The organism is Streptomyces sp. NPDC058307 (assembly GCF_042880295.1).
In the GTDB taxonomy this organism is placed as follows: Bacteria; Actinomycetota; Actinomycetes; order Streptomycetales; family Streptomycetaceae; genus Streptomyces.
On record NZ_JBHVYZ010000001.1, the window covers coordinates 236,886 to 253,813 of the forward strand.

Consider the following 16,928-nt stretch of genomic DNA (forward strand, 5'->3'; position numbering starts at 1 on the left):
CCGTCGTCGTGGACACCGGGTCGATGCGCAGGACGTAGTTGGAGTGGCGGATGTAGCGGGTGGGGTTGTTGTATGAGCGGAAGGAGGCCCAGCCCGCGTCCGCGAGACCCGCTGTGCGGTAGAAGGTCGCGTCACCGGCGAAGGTCGACGTGCCGTCGTTGGTGTCGAGCTGGAGCTGGTAGTTGTAGTGCCGCAGGTAGCGGTCGGGGTAGTTGACCGACCGGAAGGACACGCCGGAGCTGTCGGCGAGGCCCGGGACGAGGGTCCACAGGGAGTCCTTGTACGGCTCGATGGGGTACTCGTCGATGCGGCCGACGTAGTCGGAGTGGCGGATGTAACGGGCCGGGTAGTTGTAGGACTTGAGCCGGTTCCAGGCCGGCGCACCCCACTTGGCGAGCAGGTTGTTGTACTCGGCCGTGGTGATCGTGGCGATGCCGCAGTGCTTGGAGTTGACCGGCTGGGTGTAGGTCTTCTGGTCGAGCGCGGTCCAGGTGCCGGAGGCGGGGCTGGTGGACTGCCAGGCGTAGAAGACGCCGTTGGGGGTGTAGGTGTCTCCCCACAGCCACCAGGTGCCGGAGGTGAGGGACTTGACCACGGTGGGGGCTTCGGTGCCGCCGTGGGACACGCCCGCGCTGTACTCGGTGAAGCTGCCCGGGTTCAGGGTGGTGGACCTGGCGCTCACCAGGGTCTGGCTCTTCTTGAAGAAGAGGTAGTTGTATCCGTTCACCCCCACGGCCATGTCGCCGTCGATGACGTCGTAGCCGGGGTCGAAGAAGACCTGCGGGGCCGAGGCGGTGACGAAGTCGCTGGTGTAGTTGACCATGATCACGTTGTGGCCGCTGGAGTTGACCGAGGAGTAGATCACCGCGTACTGGCCCCGGCCCGCGTCCCAGAACGCCTCGGGCGCCCAGCTGTGGGTCGTCATGTCGTGGAGCTTCAGGCGCCGGTAGCCGGTGAAGGTGCGCAGGTCGGTGGAGTCCCAGACGTGGATGTACTGGCTGTTGTAGCTCCAGTCGGTGCCCTTGAGGTCGGTGGCGAGCACGACGAAGGTGCCGTCCTGCTTGCGCATGAGGAACGGGTCGCGCAGGCCCAGGGCGCCGGCGGTGGGGGTGACCAGCGGGTTGTTCTGGTTGAGCGGCGTCCAGTTCAGCCCGTCGGGGCTCACGGCCAGGTGGAGCCCGTAGTCGGTGCCGTCGCCGAGGTTGGTCGACTCGGTGAAGTAGACCATCGCGTACGCCGAGTCGGCGGCCTGCGCGGTGCCCGCGCCGAGCGTCAGGGCGAGCGGCACGGCGGCCGTCATGCCCAGAAGGCCGCGACGGGACAGGTGGGGGTTTGCGCTCATCTTGTTCTCCAAGCGGGCGTGCGGGGGCACCTCAAGTGACCGGTATTTCGAACGCAGTTCGGTAAATCGGTCAGAAAGTAGGGCCTGGCCGTGACCGCGTCAATCGTCCTGTCACTCTTTTGTGATTCCTGTGCACCCGGGGCGCGGGAGAGCGCCCCGGGGCGGGTGGGTCAGCGCTGGGTGTAGATGAAGCCGATCTTGTCGACCTCGTCGGCGGCGCGTCCGTGGAACCCGGCGATCTGCCAGCCGGACGGGGCGGTACGGGTCACGCAGTCGGAGGTGGTGGTGCCGCCGGTCAGGGTGCGGCCGAGGTTGGTCGTGAACCTGGCGTAGAAGATCCGCGTGTGGCCGCTGTACGCGCCCTGGCAGAGCTGGGCCGTGGTCACGTACTCCCCGCTGCCCAGGGCCAGGGAGGACGCGGTGCCGCCGGTGCCGCCGTGGGTGAGGGCGGTGCCGTTCGCCAGGGTGAGGCCCAGCTGGTCGACGCGGGACCCGGCCCGCAGCGAGACCGTGGTGGCGCGGGCACCGGCGGGGACGGCGGCGATATCGTTGAAGTAGTCGCCGTGCGGGCCGCCGTACTGGTCGCTGAGCTGGTAGGCGGAGTTGCGCGACCAGGTGAAGCCGACGGTGATCGGGTCGTGGTCGGAGAGCATCAGATTGTCGCTGGTGAGGAACTTGGCGTGCTCGTTGTTGTACGAGGTCGCGTTGAGGGAGACGAGGGGGCTGCTGCGGTAGAGGACCTTGTCGACGACCTCGCAGGTGTTGGGGACGGTGGCGCCGGTCTGGTCGCAGACCAGGGCGTCGCTGCCCTTGGTGGGCGGGGTGCCGCCACGGATCAGCTGGACCCAGGAATCGGTGAGGCCGTTGGCGGCGGCGAACTCGGCGATGGTGTCGCCGGAGCGGGTGTAGCGGGTGTTGGTGTCGCCCATGACCACCACGGCGTTGCCGGCGGAGTGGGCCTTGATGAACGCGCTGAGCTGGTTGAGGTTGTCCGCGCGCGAGGCCAGGTCCCCGTCGTTCGTGCCGGCGTTGGTGTGCAGGTTGTAGAAGTCGACGTAGACGCCCTCGGCCAGGCGCTCGCGCATGAAGGTGAAGCCCTTGGGGGTGAGGCAGTCGCCCGAGTCCACCTGGCAGGAGTTCCAGTGCACCCGCTCGAAGTCATCGGTGTCGTACGGGATTTTGGACAGTGTGTTCAGGCCGCTGCCGATGCCGGCGCCGCCGCTGGTGGGGGTGCGGTAGGCGTGGTTCGTGTCGCCCGCGTAGAGGTAGGCGTGGTAGTTGAAGTCCTCCTCCACATGGACGATGTCGTACGGCGCGATCCGCTGGCCGATCGCCGTGGTGCTCGACTCGCGGGGTGTCGACGCGCTGGAGATGGCCGAGGGCAGGCCGGCCACGTTGTAGGTGAGGACGCTGAAGCTGCCCGAGTCGGCGGCCGTCGCGGTCGGGGCGGCCGCGGTGAGTCCGCCGAGGACGGCGGTGGTCGTCGCCAGAGCGGCGAGGAGTCTGCGCATGGGGGGTGTCTCCTGGAGGAGTGGCACGGGTGAAAGGGGCGGGGCGGGAGAGAAGTTACCGCTGGTTACCCCATGTTGTCGCCGTCTTGCGCACTCCCGGATCGTCAAGTTCCCTGCGCCTGACCGGGCGCTGGACCCCCGTGCCCACCACCGTTCATCTCTCCTTCACGCGCGGTGGCTGAATCCCGGCCCCTTTGATGCCGCGGTTCCCGGGCGATACGAGGTGTGGAATTTCCGCGCGGCATATCTGTCTACGATATGAAGGTCGTAGGGAGAGGGAACGCGTGTGAGTGAACCACCAGTCCTCGTCTGCCCGGAGTGCGGGGCGCCCAGGGCGGCGGACGGCACTCCCTCCTGCACCTGCGCACACCGCGCCTCCGAGGCCCACCGCGAGTCCCGCACGGCCGAGGCGGCCGCAGCGGAGGACTTCGACCCGGTGCGCATACGGCCCTTTGTGGAGGTCGGCGAGGAGCCGGCAGACCCGGTCGAAGAACTCCCGTCCCGTGCAGGGGACTTGGGCGACATCACCTTGGTCCCGGTGGACGCGGAAAAGGCGCCTCGCGAGGAGCCGCGCGTGCCGTCCCCGGCCGACAGCGCCCCGCCCGGTCGTGGGCGGCGGAACCTGATCGTCACCGGGGCGGGAGCAGCCGTCGCGGTCCTGGTCACAGGCGGATTCGTCGGCGGGCTCTTCACCTACGACGGCCCTTCACGGGACGGTTCCGTGGCCGGCGGCGTGCGCGCGGGCGTGCCGGAGGCGCCGCCGTCGCCGAGCGCCCCGTCCGTCACGGCGTCTTCTCCTACGGCGACCTCGACGCGGTCGTCCGCACCGCCTTCCCTCTCGCCGAGCGCGGAGTCCAGTGACAGCGCGTCGCCGACGGGCACCACCACCCCGACCACCACCCCGGTCGGCACCCCGTCGAGCGCCGCCGCCATCACCACGGTGGGCCCCGGCCCGACGGTGTCGAGCGGCCTGCCCCCTGTTCTGCGCCTCGGCGCCCAGGGGCCCGAGGTCGTCGAACTCCAGCTCCGGCTCCGACAGATCGATCTCTACGACGGGGACGCCGACGGCGACTTCGACCAGCAGGTCGAGAGCGCGGTGCGCAGCTACCAGGCCACCCGCTTCGTCCTCAAGGACGAGCCCGGCGTCTACGGCGGGGCGACGCGCACCGCGCTCGAGTCCGAGACCTCCCAGCCGTGACGGCCCAGGGCTATCCCCGGTGCCCGTCGGAAGGGTGTGCCCCGTCGTAGGGGCGGGGGTAACCGGTCGGCGAGTAGGGCAGGTAGCGGGCCGGTGAGGCCGGATCGGCTTCGAGGGCACGGGAGTTGAGCGCGGCGGGAGCACTGCCGAGCCAGTGACCGCTCCTGATCCGGTCCTCCAGTGCGTGCAGGGCGGCGATCTGCTCACCGGGGCTGAAGGTGCAGTGGCCCGCGTTGTCGACATAGCGCTGCCGCAGCAGTGGAGCCGAGCCCCCGGCCGTGGCGGCCCGGCGGTAGGCGCTCTCGGACTGCACGGGGATCAGCGCGTCGCCGGTGGTGTGGATGTCCAGTTGGGGCTTGGTGAGGCGGCCGGTGAAGGTGCTCGTACGGCGCATCCAGTCGACGGCCTTCTGGTCGGCGCGGGTGCGCGGGGCCTTGTCGAGGGTGTTGAGGTCGGACTTCAGGGAGAGGCCGGCCTTCGCGTACAGCTCCTCGACCTCCTTGCGGTAGGGGGAGCCGCGGAGCATCGCGCGGTAGTCGACGCCGGTGTTCCACGACATGTTGCCGGCCGCCCGGGACTCGGCCTCCTGACGCCACACGAAAGCGGGGAACTTCACCAGTCCGACGACGGCCTGGTACTGGCCCACCTGCTGGGCGTCCCAGTCGGTGGGCGTGGGCCGGGGCTGCGAAGGGTCGTTCCAGCCGGGGATGTTGTGCAGGGCCGCGGCGAGCGCGATGCGGGCCCGTCCGTCGGCGGTCCGCTGCGCCTCGGTGAGGACAGCCGTCATTTCGTCGGACGCCCGGGTCGCGGCGGCCGGGGTCGGCAGCCCGGTCAGTGGGATGCCGGAGCCGGGGGTGAGGAGCGTCTTCAGCGCGAAGACCGGGTCCAGTGTGCTGTTCCAGTTGGCGACACCGCCCTGGACAAGGCCGCACATCGACAGCGAACCGGCGAGACGGGACGCGTGCCGTTCCGCGAGAGCGGTCGTGACGAGGCCGCCGTAGGACGTGCCCCAGGCGATGGTCCGGCCGGCGCGTCCGAAGCGGGCGGTGAAGGTGTCGAGGGTGGCGAGCTGGTCGGGTACGGCCTCGGTGACGGCCCAGCCGGTGGTGGCGTACGAGGACCCGATCAGCGCGTAACCCTGCTTGAGGAGCAGGGACTTCGTGGTGTCGTCGGGCGCGTCGCGAGCCGGGTTGGGGACGCCGGGCGGTGTGTAGCCGTGGCTGTAGAGGAGGACCGTGCCGTTCCAGCCGGCCGGCACATCCATGAGGTAGGTCGCGCCGGACGGCAACCGGCCCTCGATATGGACGTCCTCTGCGGCGTGGGCGGCCGGGGTGAGGGGAGCGGCGAGCAGCAGTGCCGCGACGGTGACGAGCGTATGGGTGCGGATGCGGTGCATCACGAGACGTGGGCTCCTTGGGGGCAGTCCGTGTTTTTCTGCGGTCGGGGGGACTGACACCGGCGAAAGTAGGCGTGTACATTGCGGGCGTCAATGATGTGCACAACATCAGTGGACGGGTCGTGAGGCGCTCCGACGCCTCGTCAGGAGGGCCCCATGCAAAGGCGCGTGCTCGGACTTGCCGTTGCGGTGGTGACCCTCGCGGCCGCCGCCGGATGCGGATCGTCGGACTCCGGGAGCGGCGGCACGTCCTCCGCGGGCGGAGCGAAGACGACCCGGGTCACGGTCGGTGTCATCCCCATCGTCGATGTGGCGCCGCTCTATCTCGGGCAGAAGAAGGGGTTCTTCGCCCGTCGCGGGATCGAGCTGAAGATGGTCACCGCGCAGGGCGGTGCGGCGATCATCCCCGGAGTGGTGAGCGGTCAGTTCCAGTTCGGCTTCAGCAACACCACGTCCCTGATGCTCGCGCAGACCAAGGGCGTTCCCGTGAAGTCCGTGGTCAACGGGGCGGCCTCCAACGGTAAGGTGGGGGCCGACGTCACCGGTGTTCTGGTGAAGAAGAACAGCCCGGTGAAGTCCGCGAAGGACCTGGCCGGGCGCACGGTCGCCGTGAACACCCTGCAGAACATCGGGGACACCACGGTCCGCGAGTCGGTCCGCGAGGACGGCGGCGACCCGGCGAAGGTGAAGTTCGTCGAGATCCCCTTCGACCAGATGCCGGCCGCGCTGGACGGCGGTCGCTTGGACGCCGCGTGGATGGGCGAGCCGGCCCAGACCGTGGCCAAGGCGCAGGGCGCCCGGGTCATCGCCTCGCCCTTCGCCGAGACCGACCCCAAGCTCACCGTCGCGACCTGGTTCACCTCGGCGAAGATCGCGCAGCAGAACCCGGACCTGGTGAAGAAGTTCACCGAGGCCATGACGGAGTCGCTGAAGTACGCCTCCGGCCACCCGGACGAGGCCCGGCAGATCCTCACCGTCTACACCAGGATCAGCGGCGATGTGCTGGCCGAGCTCATCCTCCCGAGCTGGCCGCCCCAGGTCGATGTGGCCTCACTGGAGAAGCTGGCCGCGCTCGGCGAGGAGGACGGCATCTTCGGCGGCAAGAAGCCGGACATCCAGGCGCTGTTCTCCTGAACATTAGAGAGAGTGCCGTTCGGCCCAGAGGTCCTCGTCCCATGCCAGGAGCCGGGCGAGGTCCTCGTCGGAGGGGCGGGGCGCGGCCGAGGGGGTGTGGGTGCCCCGGGAGATGTTGCCGCTGACGGTGATGTTGTGCTCCACGCGGGGGCGGCGCAGTCTCTCGTAGAGGCCGAGCGCGGCCTCCGTGTCCGGCGCGCCCCGCAGGGACTTGGCGAGGACGACGGCGTCCTCCAGGGCCATCGAGGCACCCTGGCCGGTCGCGGGAGAGGCCGCGTGGGCGGCGTCGCCGATGAGCAGGGTCCGTCCTGAGCGCCACGGGGTGCCGGTGGGGATCTCGGTGGCGTTGGTGACCATCAGCTCGTCGCCGGCGGCCGCGACGAGATCCGCGGCCGGCGTGGCGTCCTCGCGCAGCAGCGGCAGCAACAGGTCACGCCAGTCGGCGGGCGTGCCCTGCGCCAACTCCTCGGCAGGCAGCGGGCCGCCGCTCACCCGGGCGAACCAGTACGCCTCCCCGTCCGGCGACACCGCGTACCCGAAGGCGGCCCCGCTGCCGCGGACCATGGTGATGCAGGCGCCCGTGCCGGAAGAAGACGCGGCGCGCGTGTAGCCGTAGAAGACGTACTGGCCTGCGTGGAAGGGCCGCGTCCCGGGTGAGATCGACCGTCGTACGGTGGAGTTCAGGCCGTCGGCGCCGATCAGCAGGTCGCCGGTGGCGGTGGTGCCGTCGGCGAAGTGTGCGGTGACCCCGTCGGGGCCGTCCTCGACGGAGGCGAGCCGTGCGCCGTGCCGGACCGGGACGCCCCGGCGCCGCGCCTCGGCCTGGAGTGCGGTGTTGAGGTCGCCGCGGCGCAGGCACCGGTAGTGGAGCAGCGGGTCGGAGGTCTCGCCCATGGGCGCGTGCGCCAGCTCGGTGCCGCGGTCGTCCAGGACCCGCAGCGAGGTCAGCGGGAAGCCGATCGCGGTGACCGCCGCGGAGGCGTCCACCTGGGCGAGGGCACGCATGCCGTTGCTCGCCAGGGTGAGGAACGCGCCGATGTCCTCGGCCGAGTCGGGGTGGGCCTCGTGCACGACGGCCTCGAAGCCCGCTTTGTGCAGCGCCAGAGCCGCCGCCGTACCGGCGATACCGCCGCCGATGACCAGTACGCGTGCCACACCCACCCCGTTCGTCCCGCGCCCGCCCGCACGGTCGTACGGACAGGGAAGGAACGACCGGACGGTGGCGGGGGTTCCGCCGCCGTCCCGTCCAGTCCCGTCGGGTCAGGCGCCGCTCTCGCGCAGCATGTCCTCGCGCTCGACGAGCTTCACGCGCTCGCGGCCCTGGGGCTGCCCCAGCGCCTTCTCGGCGGCGTCCAGCTTGTACCAGCCCTCCCAGGTGGTGAAGCGGACGTTCCGCTCGGCGAGGAACGCGTCCACAGCCTCCGGCTCGGGCGAACCGGGGCTCTGGAGGCGGTCGTTCGCGAAGTCGTCCAGGAGATTCGAGACCGTCTCGTTGGCGTCGCCCTTGGTGTGGCCGATGAGGCCCACCGGACCGCGCCGGATCCAGCCGGTGACGTACGTCGACTGCAGGTGCTCGCCGTTCTCCTGCATGACCCGGCCGCCCTCGTCCGGGACCGTGCCCGAGTCGATGTCCCAGGGCAGCTTGGGCAGCTTGTCGGAGAGGTAGCCGACCGCGCGGTAGACCGCGGTGACGTCCCAGTCCTTGAACTCGCCGGTGCCCTTGACGTTGCCGGTGCCGTCCAGGGCGGTGCGCTCGGTGCGCAGGCCGACGACCTTGCCGTCCTCGCCGAGGATCTCGGTGGGCGACTCGAAGAAGTGCAGGAACAGCTTGTGCGGGCGGTCGCCGACATCGCGGATCGCCCAGTTCTCCAGGGTCTTGGCGACCATGTCGGCCTGCTTGTTGCCGCGCCGGGTCTCGATCGAGCCCTCGTCGTAGTCGATGTCCTCGGGGTCGACGATGACCTCGATGGTGGGGGAGTGGTCCAGCTCGCGCAGCTCCATCGGGGAGAACTTCGCCTGCGCCGGGCCACGGCGGCCGAACACGTGGACCTCCAGGGCCTTGTTGGCCTTGAGGCCCTCGTGGACGTTCGGCGGGATCTCCGTGGGCAGCAGTTCGTCGGCCGTCTTGGCCAGGATGCGCGCCACGTCGAGGGCGACGTTGCCGACGCCGAGGACGGCGACCTTCTCGGCCGCCAGGGGCCAGGTGCGCGGCACGTCCGGGTGGCCGTCGTACCAGGAGACGAAGTCGGCGGCGCCGTACGAGCCGTCGAGCTCGATGCCCGGTATGCGCAGCTCGCGGTCGGCGGTCGCGCCCGTGGAGAAGATCACCGCGTCGTAGAACGCGCGCAGGTCGTCCAGGCTGACGTCGGTCGGGTAGTCGACGTTGCCGAACAGGCGGATCTGCGGCTTGTCGAGCACCTGGTGCAGGGCCGTGATGATGCCCTTGATCCGGGGGTGGTCCGGAGCCACGCCGTAACGGATCAGTCCGAACGGGGCCGGCATCCGCTCGAAGAGGTCGATGGACACGCCGGGGTCGGCGGCCACACCGGACTTGAGCAGCGCGTCGGCGGCGTAGATCCCGGCGGGGCCGGCTCCGACGATGGCTACCCGCAGGGGGCGGGGCATGATCAGGTTCCCTTCGAGCGGTGACAGATCAACTCCAGGGAAGCCTAAGCTGAGGCAAGCCTAAGTCGGTACGCGGGTCCACTCTATGAGCTCATAAGCTCACCTTATGAGTGGCCGAGGCACTTCAACCGGGGTCACGGGAGCTGCTGTTCCGCCCAGATGACCTTGCCCGCAGGGGTGTACCGGGTGCCCCAGCGCTCGCTGAGCTGCGCGACGAGGAACAGTCCGCGGCCGCCCTCGTCGGTCATGGCCGCGTACCGCAGATGCGGTGAGGTGCTGCTGCTGTCGAAGACTTCGCAGATCAGCGTGCGGTCGTACAGCATGCGGACGTGGATGGGGTCGCCGCCGTAACGGATCGCGTTGGTGACGAGCTCGCTCAGGATCAGCTCCGTGGTGAACGCGAGGTCGTCCAGGCTCCAGCGGGCGAGGTGCCGGGACACGGTCGCCCGCATTTCGGAGACGGCCGCCGGGTCGGCGGGGACCTGCCACTCGGCGATCCGGTCGGCCGCGAGCGCCCGGGTGCGGGCCACGATCAGGGCGATGTCGTCGGTGGCCCGGGTCGGCGGCCGTGCGTCCAGTACGGCCCGGCAGGTGTCCTCGGGCGAGGGGCCGGCCTGTTCCAGGGCGGTGCGGAGCAGCTCCAGGCCCACGTCGATGTCGCGCTCCCGGTCCTCCACGAGCCCGTCCGTGTAGAGCACCAGGCGGCTGCCCTCGGCGAGTTCCAGGTCGACCGTCTCGAACGGCAGGCCACCGAGGCCGAGCGGGGGACCGGCGGGCACGTCGGCGTACTCGACGCTGCCGTCGGGGTGGATGACGGCGGGCGGCGGATGGCCGGCCCGGGCGATCGTGCACAGCCGGGAGACCGGGTCGTAGACGGCGTACAGGCAGGTCGCCCCCGTGACCGGGGAGTTGCCGCTCTCCTCCGCCTCGTCCTGGTCGATCCGGGCGACCAACTCGTCGAGCAGGCCGAGCAGTTCGTCGGGCGGCAGGTCCAGGGCGGAGAAGTTGTGCACCGCCGTGCGCAGCCTGCCCATCGTGGCCGCGGCGTGCAGCCCGTGCCCCACGACGTCGCCGACCACCAGCGCCACCCGCGCACCGGACAGCGGGAGTACGTCGAACCAGTCGCCGCCCACCCCGGCCTGCGCGGGCAGGTACTTGTAGGCGATGTCCAGGGCGTCCTGCTCGGGCAGCCGGCGCGGCAGCAGGCTGCGCTGGAGCGTGACCGCCATGGTGTGCTCGCGGGTGTAGCGGCGGGCGTTGTCGATGGAGACCGCGGCCCGGGTGACGAGCTCCTCGGCGAGGGCGACCTCCTCGGTGTCGAAGGGCCGGGGCTTGTCCGAGCGCCAGAAGCTGACCGTGCCCAGGACGAGGTTGCCGGCCCGCAGGGGAACGGCGATCAGCGAGTGGATGCCGTACTCGATGACATGGGCGGAGCGCTCCTTGTCCTGCGCGCGCCACCCGGCGGCCTCGGACAGACGTGCCTCCAGGACGGCCCGGCCGCCGCTGATGCCGCGGGACTGGGGAGCGGAGTCGACCAGAGGGATGCGCTCGCCGACCTTGTACAGCGGGGCGTCCTCGCGGATGCCGCTGAGCGCGGTGCGGCGCAGGGTGGTCGCCGCCTCCGGCTGGCCCCCGCTGAGCACCGCCTCGAAGAGGTCGACGGTGGCGAAGTCCGCGAACCTCGGTACGGCGAGCTCGGCCAGTTCCTCGGCGGTGCGGGTCACGTCCAGGCTCGTGCCGATGCCGACCGTGGCGTCGTACAGCATGTCGAGGCGCTCGCGGGCGACCTCGGCGCGTCCGGACAGGGCGCGCAGCTCGGTGGAGTCGCGCAGGGTGGCGACGCTGCCCGGCGGGCCGCCCTGGATGTCGGTGGGCCGCTGGTTGACCGCGAGGAGGCGGTCCTTGACCCGGTGCACCTCATCGGTGGCGACGCGTCCGGACGCCAGCAGCCCGGCGATGTCGGCGGGCAGCGCGAGGTCCAGGACGTGCCGGCCCTCGGAGTCGGCGGGCAGGTCGAGCAGCCGGTGCGCCTCGTCGTTGGCGAGCAGCAGCAGGCCCTCGCCGCCGACGATCAGCACTCCCTCGCGCACGGCGTGCAGCACCGCGTCGTGGTGCTCGTACATGCGGGTCATCTCGTGCGGGCCCAGGCCGTGCGTCTGGCGCAGCAGCCGTCGGCTGACCAGTGCCGTGCCCGCCGTGGCCAGGGCGAGCCCCACCGCGGCGGCCATCAGGAGCAGCGGCAGCTGCTGGTTGGCGGTGCCGCCCACCTTGGCGGTGGTGATCCCGGCCGACACCAGGCCCACCACCTTGCCGTCGTCCGCCTTGATCGGGACGACGGCCTGCACGAGCGGTCCTATGGTGCCCGTGATGTCCTCGGTCACCACACGTCCGGCCAGCGCGGGGGCGATGTCCCCGACGAACTTCTTGCCGATGCGGTCCGGTTTGGGGTGCGTGTACCGGATGCCCTCGGTGTTCATGACGACGATGAAGTCGACGTCGGTCGCCAGACGGGCCGCCTCGGCACGCGGCTGGAGCACCGCGGAGGGGTCGGGACCGCTGAGGGCCTCGACGGTGCCCGGCGCGTTGGCGAAGGCCTGGGCCACGGCCACCGAACGGTTGCGAGCCTCGACGGTGCTGTCGTGCCGTACCTGGAGCACGAGGGCGACCACCGCGGCCACGACCAGCAGCAGGACGATCACGACCTGGAGGACGAACACCTGTCCGGCCACGCTGCGTCCGTCGACCGCCGCCCGCAGCGCTCCCGGCGGCCGTCGCGTCCGGACTCCGTCGCGCTCCGCCCGCGTGGGCGAACCGCCCCTGAGCGGGCCTTCGTGGCGGTCGTCGGCGTGGTCGGGTGTCTGCGGTGGGCGGGGACCGCCGGGGCGACGGGCCGACCCGCCCCCGAAGCGGCCCAGGAGTCGGACCATGTGCCCATGTCTACACTGCCGCGCCCCGGGAGGCGAGGGGCGTCACGCGGTGTGACGGCCCATCGAGAACCGGCAGACCTCTCCTATTGACCGCGACTCATGGTGACCGCGACGGTGCCGTGCGCCGGGTGGCGAGCAGCAGCGCGATGTCGTCGGGGCGGTCCACGGCGTGCCGGGCGGTCGCCGTGAGCCGGTCTGCCACGCCCGCCAGGAACCTGCTGCCCGGCCGGGCGGCCGGTGCGCCGGCCTTCGCGAGGGCCACCCGCAGGGCGGTGATCCCCTCGTCGATGTCACTGCCGGAGCGTTCCACCAGTCCGTCGGTGTAGAGAGCCAGGATCGCGCCCGGCTCCATCTGGAGCTCGGTCACCGGATAGCGGGCGCGCGGGGCGACCCCGAGGACCACCCCGCCGGGCAGGTCCAGGACCCGGGTGCGGCCGTCGGGGCTGCGCAGCAGGGGCGGCGGATGTCCGGCGCGGGCCGCTCTGGCCACGCCGGTGGCGGGGTCGAGCCGGATGTAGCAGCAGCTGGCGAACAGGCCGGGGTCGAGGTCGATGAGGAGATGGTTGGTGCTGCTCATGACCTCGTCCGGCGGCCGGTCGCCGAGCGCGAACGCCCTGACCGCGCTGCGCAGTTGGCCCATGGTGGCCGCCGCCTGCACGCCGTGCCCCTGGACGTCCCCGATGACCAGGGCCAGCCCGTCGCCGGACTCGACGACGTCGTACCAGTCGCCGCCGACGTCCATCCCCGCGGTGCCCGGCAGATAGCGCCCGGCGGTCTCCAGCAGCGGATGCGCCGACAGCCGGCGGGGCAGGAGCGCCTGCTGGAGGCCCCGGGCGAGCACGGTCTCCGACTCGTAGCGCTGCGCCTTCTCCATGGCGTGGGCGATGAGCCCGGCCAGCGCGGTCAGGACCGTGCGCTCCTCGGTGCTGAAGCTGCGCGGCCGGTCGAAGCCGAGGATGCAGGAGCCGACCGGGCGCCCGGAGGCGATCAGCGGCAGGAAGGCCCGGGCGCCCTCGGTGGCGTCCAGGGCGATGCCGGGGTAGGCGGCCGTCAGCTGTTCCATCGAGTCGAAGAACAGCGGGCGGCCGGTGGTGAGGGTCTCGACGCCGGGCAGGTGCGTGCCCAGGTCCGCGCCGTCGAAGGGCGCGAGGAAGCCCTTGGGGAAGCCGGTCTCCCACTCCAGGTGCAGATGCCGTTCCTGGAGGAGATAGATCGCGAGCCGGCGGCCGCCGAACGCGGGAAGCAGCTCCCGCATCACGACCGCGGACACCTGCCGGGCGGTGACCGCCTCGGTGAGGGCGATGGCCAGCGCGATCGGCCGGTACAGGTGTGCAAGCGGGCTCACGGCCGCCTCGGACACCTCGGCGGCCCCCTGCCCCGCGGGACTGCCCGTCACCCGGCTCGCGGGCCGAACCGTACAGGTCAGCCGGTCAGGACCGGGATGCACGGAGAGGGCCAGCCAGTCGCCTTCGTACGGCTGCGGGGCGGCGGCGTCTTGAGGGGGCGGGGGTGGGGCGGTGTGGCCGGCGGAGGATGGGGGGCCGGTGTGGCGGGCGGGTGGTGGTTCCGCATCCCCGGCGGTCGGCGGTGGTTCGGTATCCCGGGCGGAGGACGGTGATGCCGTGTCCTGGACCGGTGGCGGCGCGCCGATGTGCTGAACGGATGGCTGGGGTCCGGCATCTCGGGCGGACGACGGTGATCCCGTGTCTCCAGCCGGAGACAGCGAACCGAGGTGCTGAACGGGCGGAGGTCCGGCATCCCGGGCGGTCGGCGGTGGTCCGGTGTCCCGAGGGGACCGCGGTGGCCTGGCGTCCCCAGTGGCCGACCGTGTCTCGGAGTTCTGCGTGGGTGGTCGTACGAGATGGAAGTGGACCGGGTCGGAGGTGAGGAGGGCCGCTCTCAGGTGGTCCTCGAACTCGGGGCGGGCCAGCCAGGGCACTGCCTCCCACAGGTCGCGGCCGACGAGCTCGGCGCGGGGGCGGCCCAGGAGCTCGGCGGCGCGCGGATTGGCGTAGACGACCAGGCCCAGTCGGTCCACGCAGAACACGCCGTCGGGCAGCAGGTCGGCCGCCGAGTCCGCCGTGGGGGCCGGGCCCGGGGCCACGACGACGCCCCGGACCGCGGGGGCGGCGGGCGGTTCGTAGGCGTTCCACAGGTCCAGCAGGCGCAGCGCGCCGTCCTCGTCCCGCAGGTACAGGGGCAGCGCGGGAGGGCGGCCGGCGGCGGTGTCGCGCAGGGAGGCCAGGATGCGGTGGGCGTCGCTGGGGGACACGGCCTCGGCGAACGCCTCGACCGTGCCGGGGAACTCACTGGGCGGCACACCCAGGAGGGTGTGCAGGTCCTCGTCCAGGCTGATGTCGGCTGCCTCGGGGTCCCAGGCGAAGCGTCCGGCGCGTCCCACGGAGGTGGAGGAGGTCGGCGGCCGCAGGCAGACGGGCTCACCGTCCCAGGCCACCTGGTCCGGGTTCGCGTCCTCCAGGCCCCGCAGCGCCTCGCCCAGCTCCTGGGCGAGGCGCACCATCCGGTCGCGGCCGGACAGCACCTCGGCGGCGTCGGTGACGGCCGGGCGCAGCACGGTCAGCACCCCGAAGGTCGTCGAACCGCAGACCACGGGCACATAGAGCGAACCGAACTGGAAGGGCAGGCCTGCGGCGAACTGCGGGTAGCGCCGCATCGTCTCGGTGGCGTTCGGCAGGACCACCTGGACACCGAGCCGGTAGGCGTCGGCGACGGGGAAGGGGCGGTCGGAGTGCAGCCGCCACCAGGGGCGGAACAGCGGTCCGGGCAGCCCCGACAGGACGGCGAGCCGCAGCAGCCCGGGCGTGCGGGCACGCAGATAGACCCCTCCGGCGTGGCCGCCGGCCGCACTGATCGCCTCCGTCGAAGCGTCGATCAGCAGCGCCGCCAGCCGCCCGGCCATGGGGTGTGCGTCCTCGACGCTCCCAGTCATCGGCCCTACCTAGTCCGTGCACCGTCCCGCGGGCGACACAGCAAGAATGCGCCACAAGGACACCGGCCCGCACCCGGGCGGCCATATGTATACCTCCCTCACCCTGCTGGACAACCGCCGGTCGGACTCTTAGGCTGAACTTCCAGATTTAGACAATCAGTCTATTGAGTCCTTGGACTGGAGCCCGATGGTGAAAGGCGTCGTTGACGGTGCGGACGAGCACCTCATCGGTGAGGCAGAGAAGATCGCTGTCGCGCTCGGCCGTATGTTCCCCGGTCTGTGCGAGGTGGTGCTGCACGACCTGCGCGATCCGCGGCAGGCGATCCGGGCGATCGAGAACAACCTCTCCGGCCGCCGGGTCGGGGACTCCGCGACGGAGCTGGGGCTGGCGCGCATCGCCGATCCGGAGTACCCGAGCGTGATCCAGAACTACCCCAACCGGTTCCCCGACGGCCGCCCGGCCAAGAGCACGTCCATCGGGATAAAGAACAAGGCCGGTGAGTACATCGCGGCCCTGTGTCTCAATCTCGACGTGTCGGTGCTCTCACCCGTGACGCTCGCCCTCTCGAACCTCGTGGCCACCGACACCGAGCACCGCGAGCAGCCCCTGGAGACCCTGCGGGACCGCACCACGCGCGAACTGCGCCGGACAGTGGAGGAGTTGGCCGCGGAGCGCGCCGCCACACCACGCTCCCTGAGCAGACAGGACAAGAAGGAGCTCGTACGTCGGCTGCACCGGGACGGGTACTTCGACTCGCGGGACGCGGCGCAGACCATCGCGGATCTGCTCGGCGTGTCCCGGGCGACCGTCTACAACTACAGCAAGTGAAGGACCTCTCATGACCTCCGCCGGACCGCACCCCGGCCCGCCACCGGCCGCCCGCACCCTGTTGCACATCACCGAGGAGCGGACCGCCGCGGTCGTCGACGAGGACCTGGCCCTGGCAGCGGCCCGCGCCGCCTTCGCCGCGACGGTGGACGGCCCGGTCTTCGCCTCGCTCGCCGTGCACGGATCCGATCCGCGCAACCGGTTCACCCTCAAGCCGTCCGCGTCCGCGACGCACGCAGGCGTGAAGATCGGCACGTACTGGCCGGCGAACGACGAGCACGGGCTGCCGCGCCACCACTCCACTCTGCTGCTGTTCGACCAGACGATCGGCAGGCTCGCGGCCGTCCTGGAGGTCGGCACCGCGAACGCCTACCGGACGGCCGCCGCCGACGCCCTCGCCGTCGACCTGCTGGCCCGCCCGGACGCCACCACCCTGGCGGTCTTCGGCACCGGGCACCAGGCTGCCTACGAGGTGCGGGCCGTCAGCCGGGTCCGGGCCGTCCGCGAGGTCCTGGTGGTGGGACGTACGGCCGAGCGCGCCGAGCGGACGGTGGCGGCGCTGACCGCACAAGGCCACGCGGCCCGTGCCGCGGGCGCCGAAGAGGCCTGCGCCCGGGCCGACGTGGTCATCACCGCCACCACCGCGCGGGCCGACACCCCGCCGCTTTTCGAAGCCTCGTGGATCCGACCCGGTACACATCTGTCCTGCATGGGCGCCGACGCCCCCGGCAAGCGGGAACTTCCGCCCGAACTGTTCGCCCGCGCCCGGGTGTTCTGCGACCTGCCCGAGCAGGCCCGCCGCATGGGCGAGTGCCGGCAGGCTCCCGCGGGCACGGTCCTCACCCCGCTCGGGGAGGTCCTCACCGGCCGCGCCGAAGGACGTACCGCCGACAGCGACATCACGGTCTTCGACAGCTCCGGGATCGGAGTGCAGGACCTGTATCTGGGCCTGGCCCTACTCGAGAAGATGGACATCTCCCTGTGAGCCCCGCGAATCCTGTGAACCCCGTAGATCC

General features: G+C 71.4%; 11 protein-coding genes. 4 read left to right on the plus strand and 7 right to left on the minus strand.

The genetic code is table 11. From position 1 onward, the window contains the following. Both ACFVYN_RS01105 and ACFVYN_RS01110 read right to left on the minus strand, forming a co-directional pair. Positions 1 to 1,342, minus strand: a 1,342-nt coding sequence (locus ACFVYN_RS01105) for a glycoside hydrolase family 43 protein (RefSeq protein ID WP_389990710.1), incomplete at its 3' end; no start/stop codon positions are given. Between the two features lie 170 nt (positions 1,343 to 1,512). Continuing rightward, positions 1,513 to 2,853: a jacalin-like lectin gene (locus ACFVYN_RS01110; RefSeq protein WP_389990712.1), complete on the minus strand. Its 1,341-nt coding sequence runs from the start codon at positions 2,851 to 2,853 to the stop codon at positions 1,513 to 1,515. Positions 2,854 to 3,139: 286 nt separating this feature from the next. Between ACFVYN_RS01110 and ACFVYN_RS01115 the strand changes: the two genes are divergently transcribed. Then, a complete protein-coding gene (locus ACFVYN_RS01115) occupies positions 3,140 to 4,051 on the plus strand; it encodes a peptidoglycan-binding protein (RefSeq protein WP_389990714.1) in 912 nt (303 codons plus the stop codon). 10 nt (positions 4,052 to 4,061) lie between these two features. Here the strand turns inward: ACFVYN_RS01115 and ACFVYN_RS01120 are convergent, their stop codons facing one another. Further along, positions 4,062 to 5,447, minus strand: coding sequence for a hypothetical protein (locus ACFVYN_RS01120; protein ID WP_389990999.1), 1,386 nt, complete (start codon positions 5,445 to 5,447; stop codon positions 4,062 to 4,064). 156 nt (positions 5,448 to 5,603) lie between these two features. On the opposite strand from ACFVYN_RS01120, the gene ACFVYN_RS01125 reads away from it, so the two are divergent. Beyond that, positions 5,604 to 6,581, plus strand: coding sequence for an ABC transporter substrate-binding protein (locus ACFVYN_RS01125; RefSeq protein WP_389990716.1), 978 nt, complete (start codon positions 5,604 to 5,606; stop codon positions 6,579 to 6,581). A 3-nt stretch (positions 6,582 to 6,584) separates the two neighbouring features. On the opposite strand, the gene ACFVYN_RS01130 is transcribed toward ACFVYN_RS01125, so the two are convergent. The 4 genes from ACFVYN_RS01130 to ACFVYN_RS01145 all read right to left on the minus strand — a co-directional run bounded on the left by ACFVYN_RS01130 (position 6,585) and on the right by ACFVYN_RS01145 (position 15,083). Continuing rightward, positions 6,585 to 7,736, minus strand: a complete 1,152-nt coding sequence (locus tag ACFVYN_RS01130; RefSeq protein ID WP_389990718.1) for an FAD-dependent oxidoreductase — start codon at positions 7,734 to 7,736, stop codon at positions 6,585 to 6,587. Positions 7,737 to 7,841: 105 nt separating this feature from the next. Continuing rightward, the gene (locus tag ACFVYN_RS01135) at positions 7,842 to 9,206 is read right to left on the minus strand and encodes an FAD-dependent oxidoreductase (RefSeq protein ID WP_389990720.1); all 1,365 of its coding nucleotides are present in this window, start codon (positions 9,204 to 9,206) and stop codon (positions 7,842 to 7,844) included. A gap of 134 nt (positions 9,207 to 9,340) precedes the next feature. Next, the gene (locus tag ACFVYN_RS01140; protein ID WP_389990722.1) at positions 9,341 to 12,133 is read right to left on the minus strand and encodes a SpoIIE family protein phosphatase; all 2,793 of its coding nucleotides are present in this window, start codon (positions 12,131 to 12,133) and stop codon (positions 9,341 to 9,343) included. A 97-nt stretch (positions 12,134 to 12,230) separates the two neighbouring features. Further along, positions 12,231 to 15,083 (minus strand): SpoIIE family protein phosphatase, encoded by a 2,853-nt coding sequence (locus ACFVYN_RS01145; protein WP_389990724.1) that lies wholly within the window; start codon positions 15,081 to 15,083, stop codon positions 12,231 to 12,233. Between the two features lie 187 nt (positions 15,084 to 15,270). On the opposite strand from ACFVYN_RS01145, the gene ACFVYN_RS01150 reads away from it, so the two are divergent. Together ACFVYN_RS01150 and ACFVYN_RS01155 are read left to right on the plus strand one after the other, a co-directional pair. Next, a complete protein-coding gene (locus ACFVYN_RS01150) occupies positions 15,271 to 15,912 on the plus strand; it encodes a transcriptional regulator (RefSeq protein WP_389990726.1) in 642 nt (213 codons plus the stop codon). Positions 15,913 to 15,922: 10 nt separating this feature from the next. Next, entirely contained in the window at positions 15,923 to 16,897 is a 975-nt protein-coding gene (locus tag ACFVYN_RS01155; RefSeq protein ID WP_389990728.1) for an ornithine cyclodeaminase family protein, read from the plus strand. The last annotated feature ends 31 nt before the right edge of the window (positions 16,898 to 16,928 follow it).

Excerpts from the sequence above, each read along its gene's own strand:
- ACFVYN_RS01110 (WP_389990712.1), bottom strand. The coding sequence starts at position 2,853 with ATGCGCAGACTCCTCGCCGCTCTGGCGACGACCACCGCCGTCCTCGGC.
- ACFVYN_RS01140 (WP_389990722.1), bottom strand. The coding sequence starts at position 12,133 with ATGGTCCGACTCCTGGGCCGCTTCGGGGGCGGGTCGGCCCGTCGCCCC.
- ACFVYN_RS01155 (WP_389990728.1), top strand. The coding sequence starts at position 15,923 with ATGACCTCCGCCGGACCGCACCCCGGCCCGCCACCGGCCGCCCGCACC.
- ACFVYN_RS01150 (WP_389990726.1), top strand. The coding sequence starts at position 15,271 with ATGGTGAAAGGCGTCGTTGACGGTGCGGACGAGCACCTCATCGGTGAG.
- ACFVYN_RS01120 (WP_389990999.1), bottom strand. The coding sequence starts at position 5,447 with ATGCACCGCATCCGCACCCATACGCTCGTCACCGTCGCGGCACTGCTG.
- ACFVYN_RS01145 (WP_389990724.1), bottom strand. The coding sequence starts at position 15,083 with ATGACTGGGAGCGTCGAGGACGCACACCCCATGGCCGGGCGGCTGGCG.
- ACFVYN_RS01135 (WP_389990720.1), bottom strand. The coding sequence starts at position 9,206 with ATGCCCCGCCCCCTGCGGGTAGCCATCGTCGGAGCCGGCCCCGCCGGG.
- ACFVYN_RS01125 (WP_389990716.1), top strand. The coding sequence starts at position 5,604 with ATGCAAAGGCGCGTGCTCGGACTTGCCGTTGCGGTGGTGACCCTCGCG.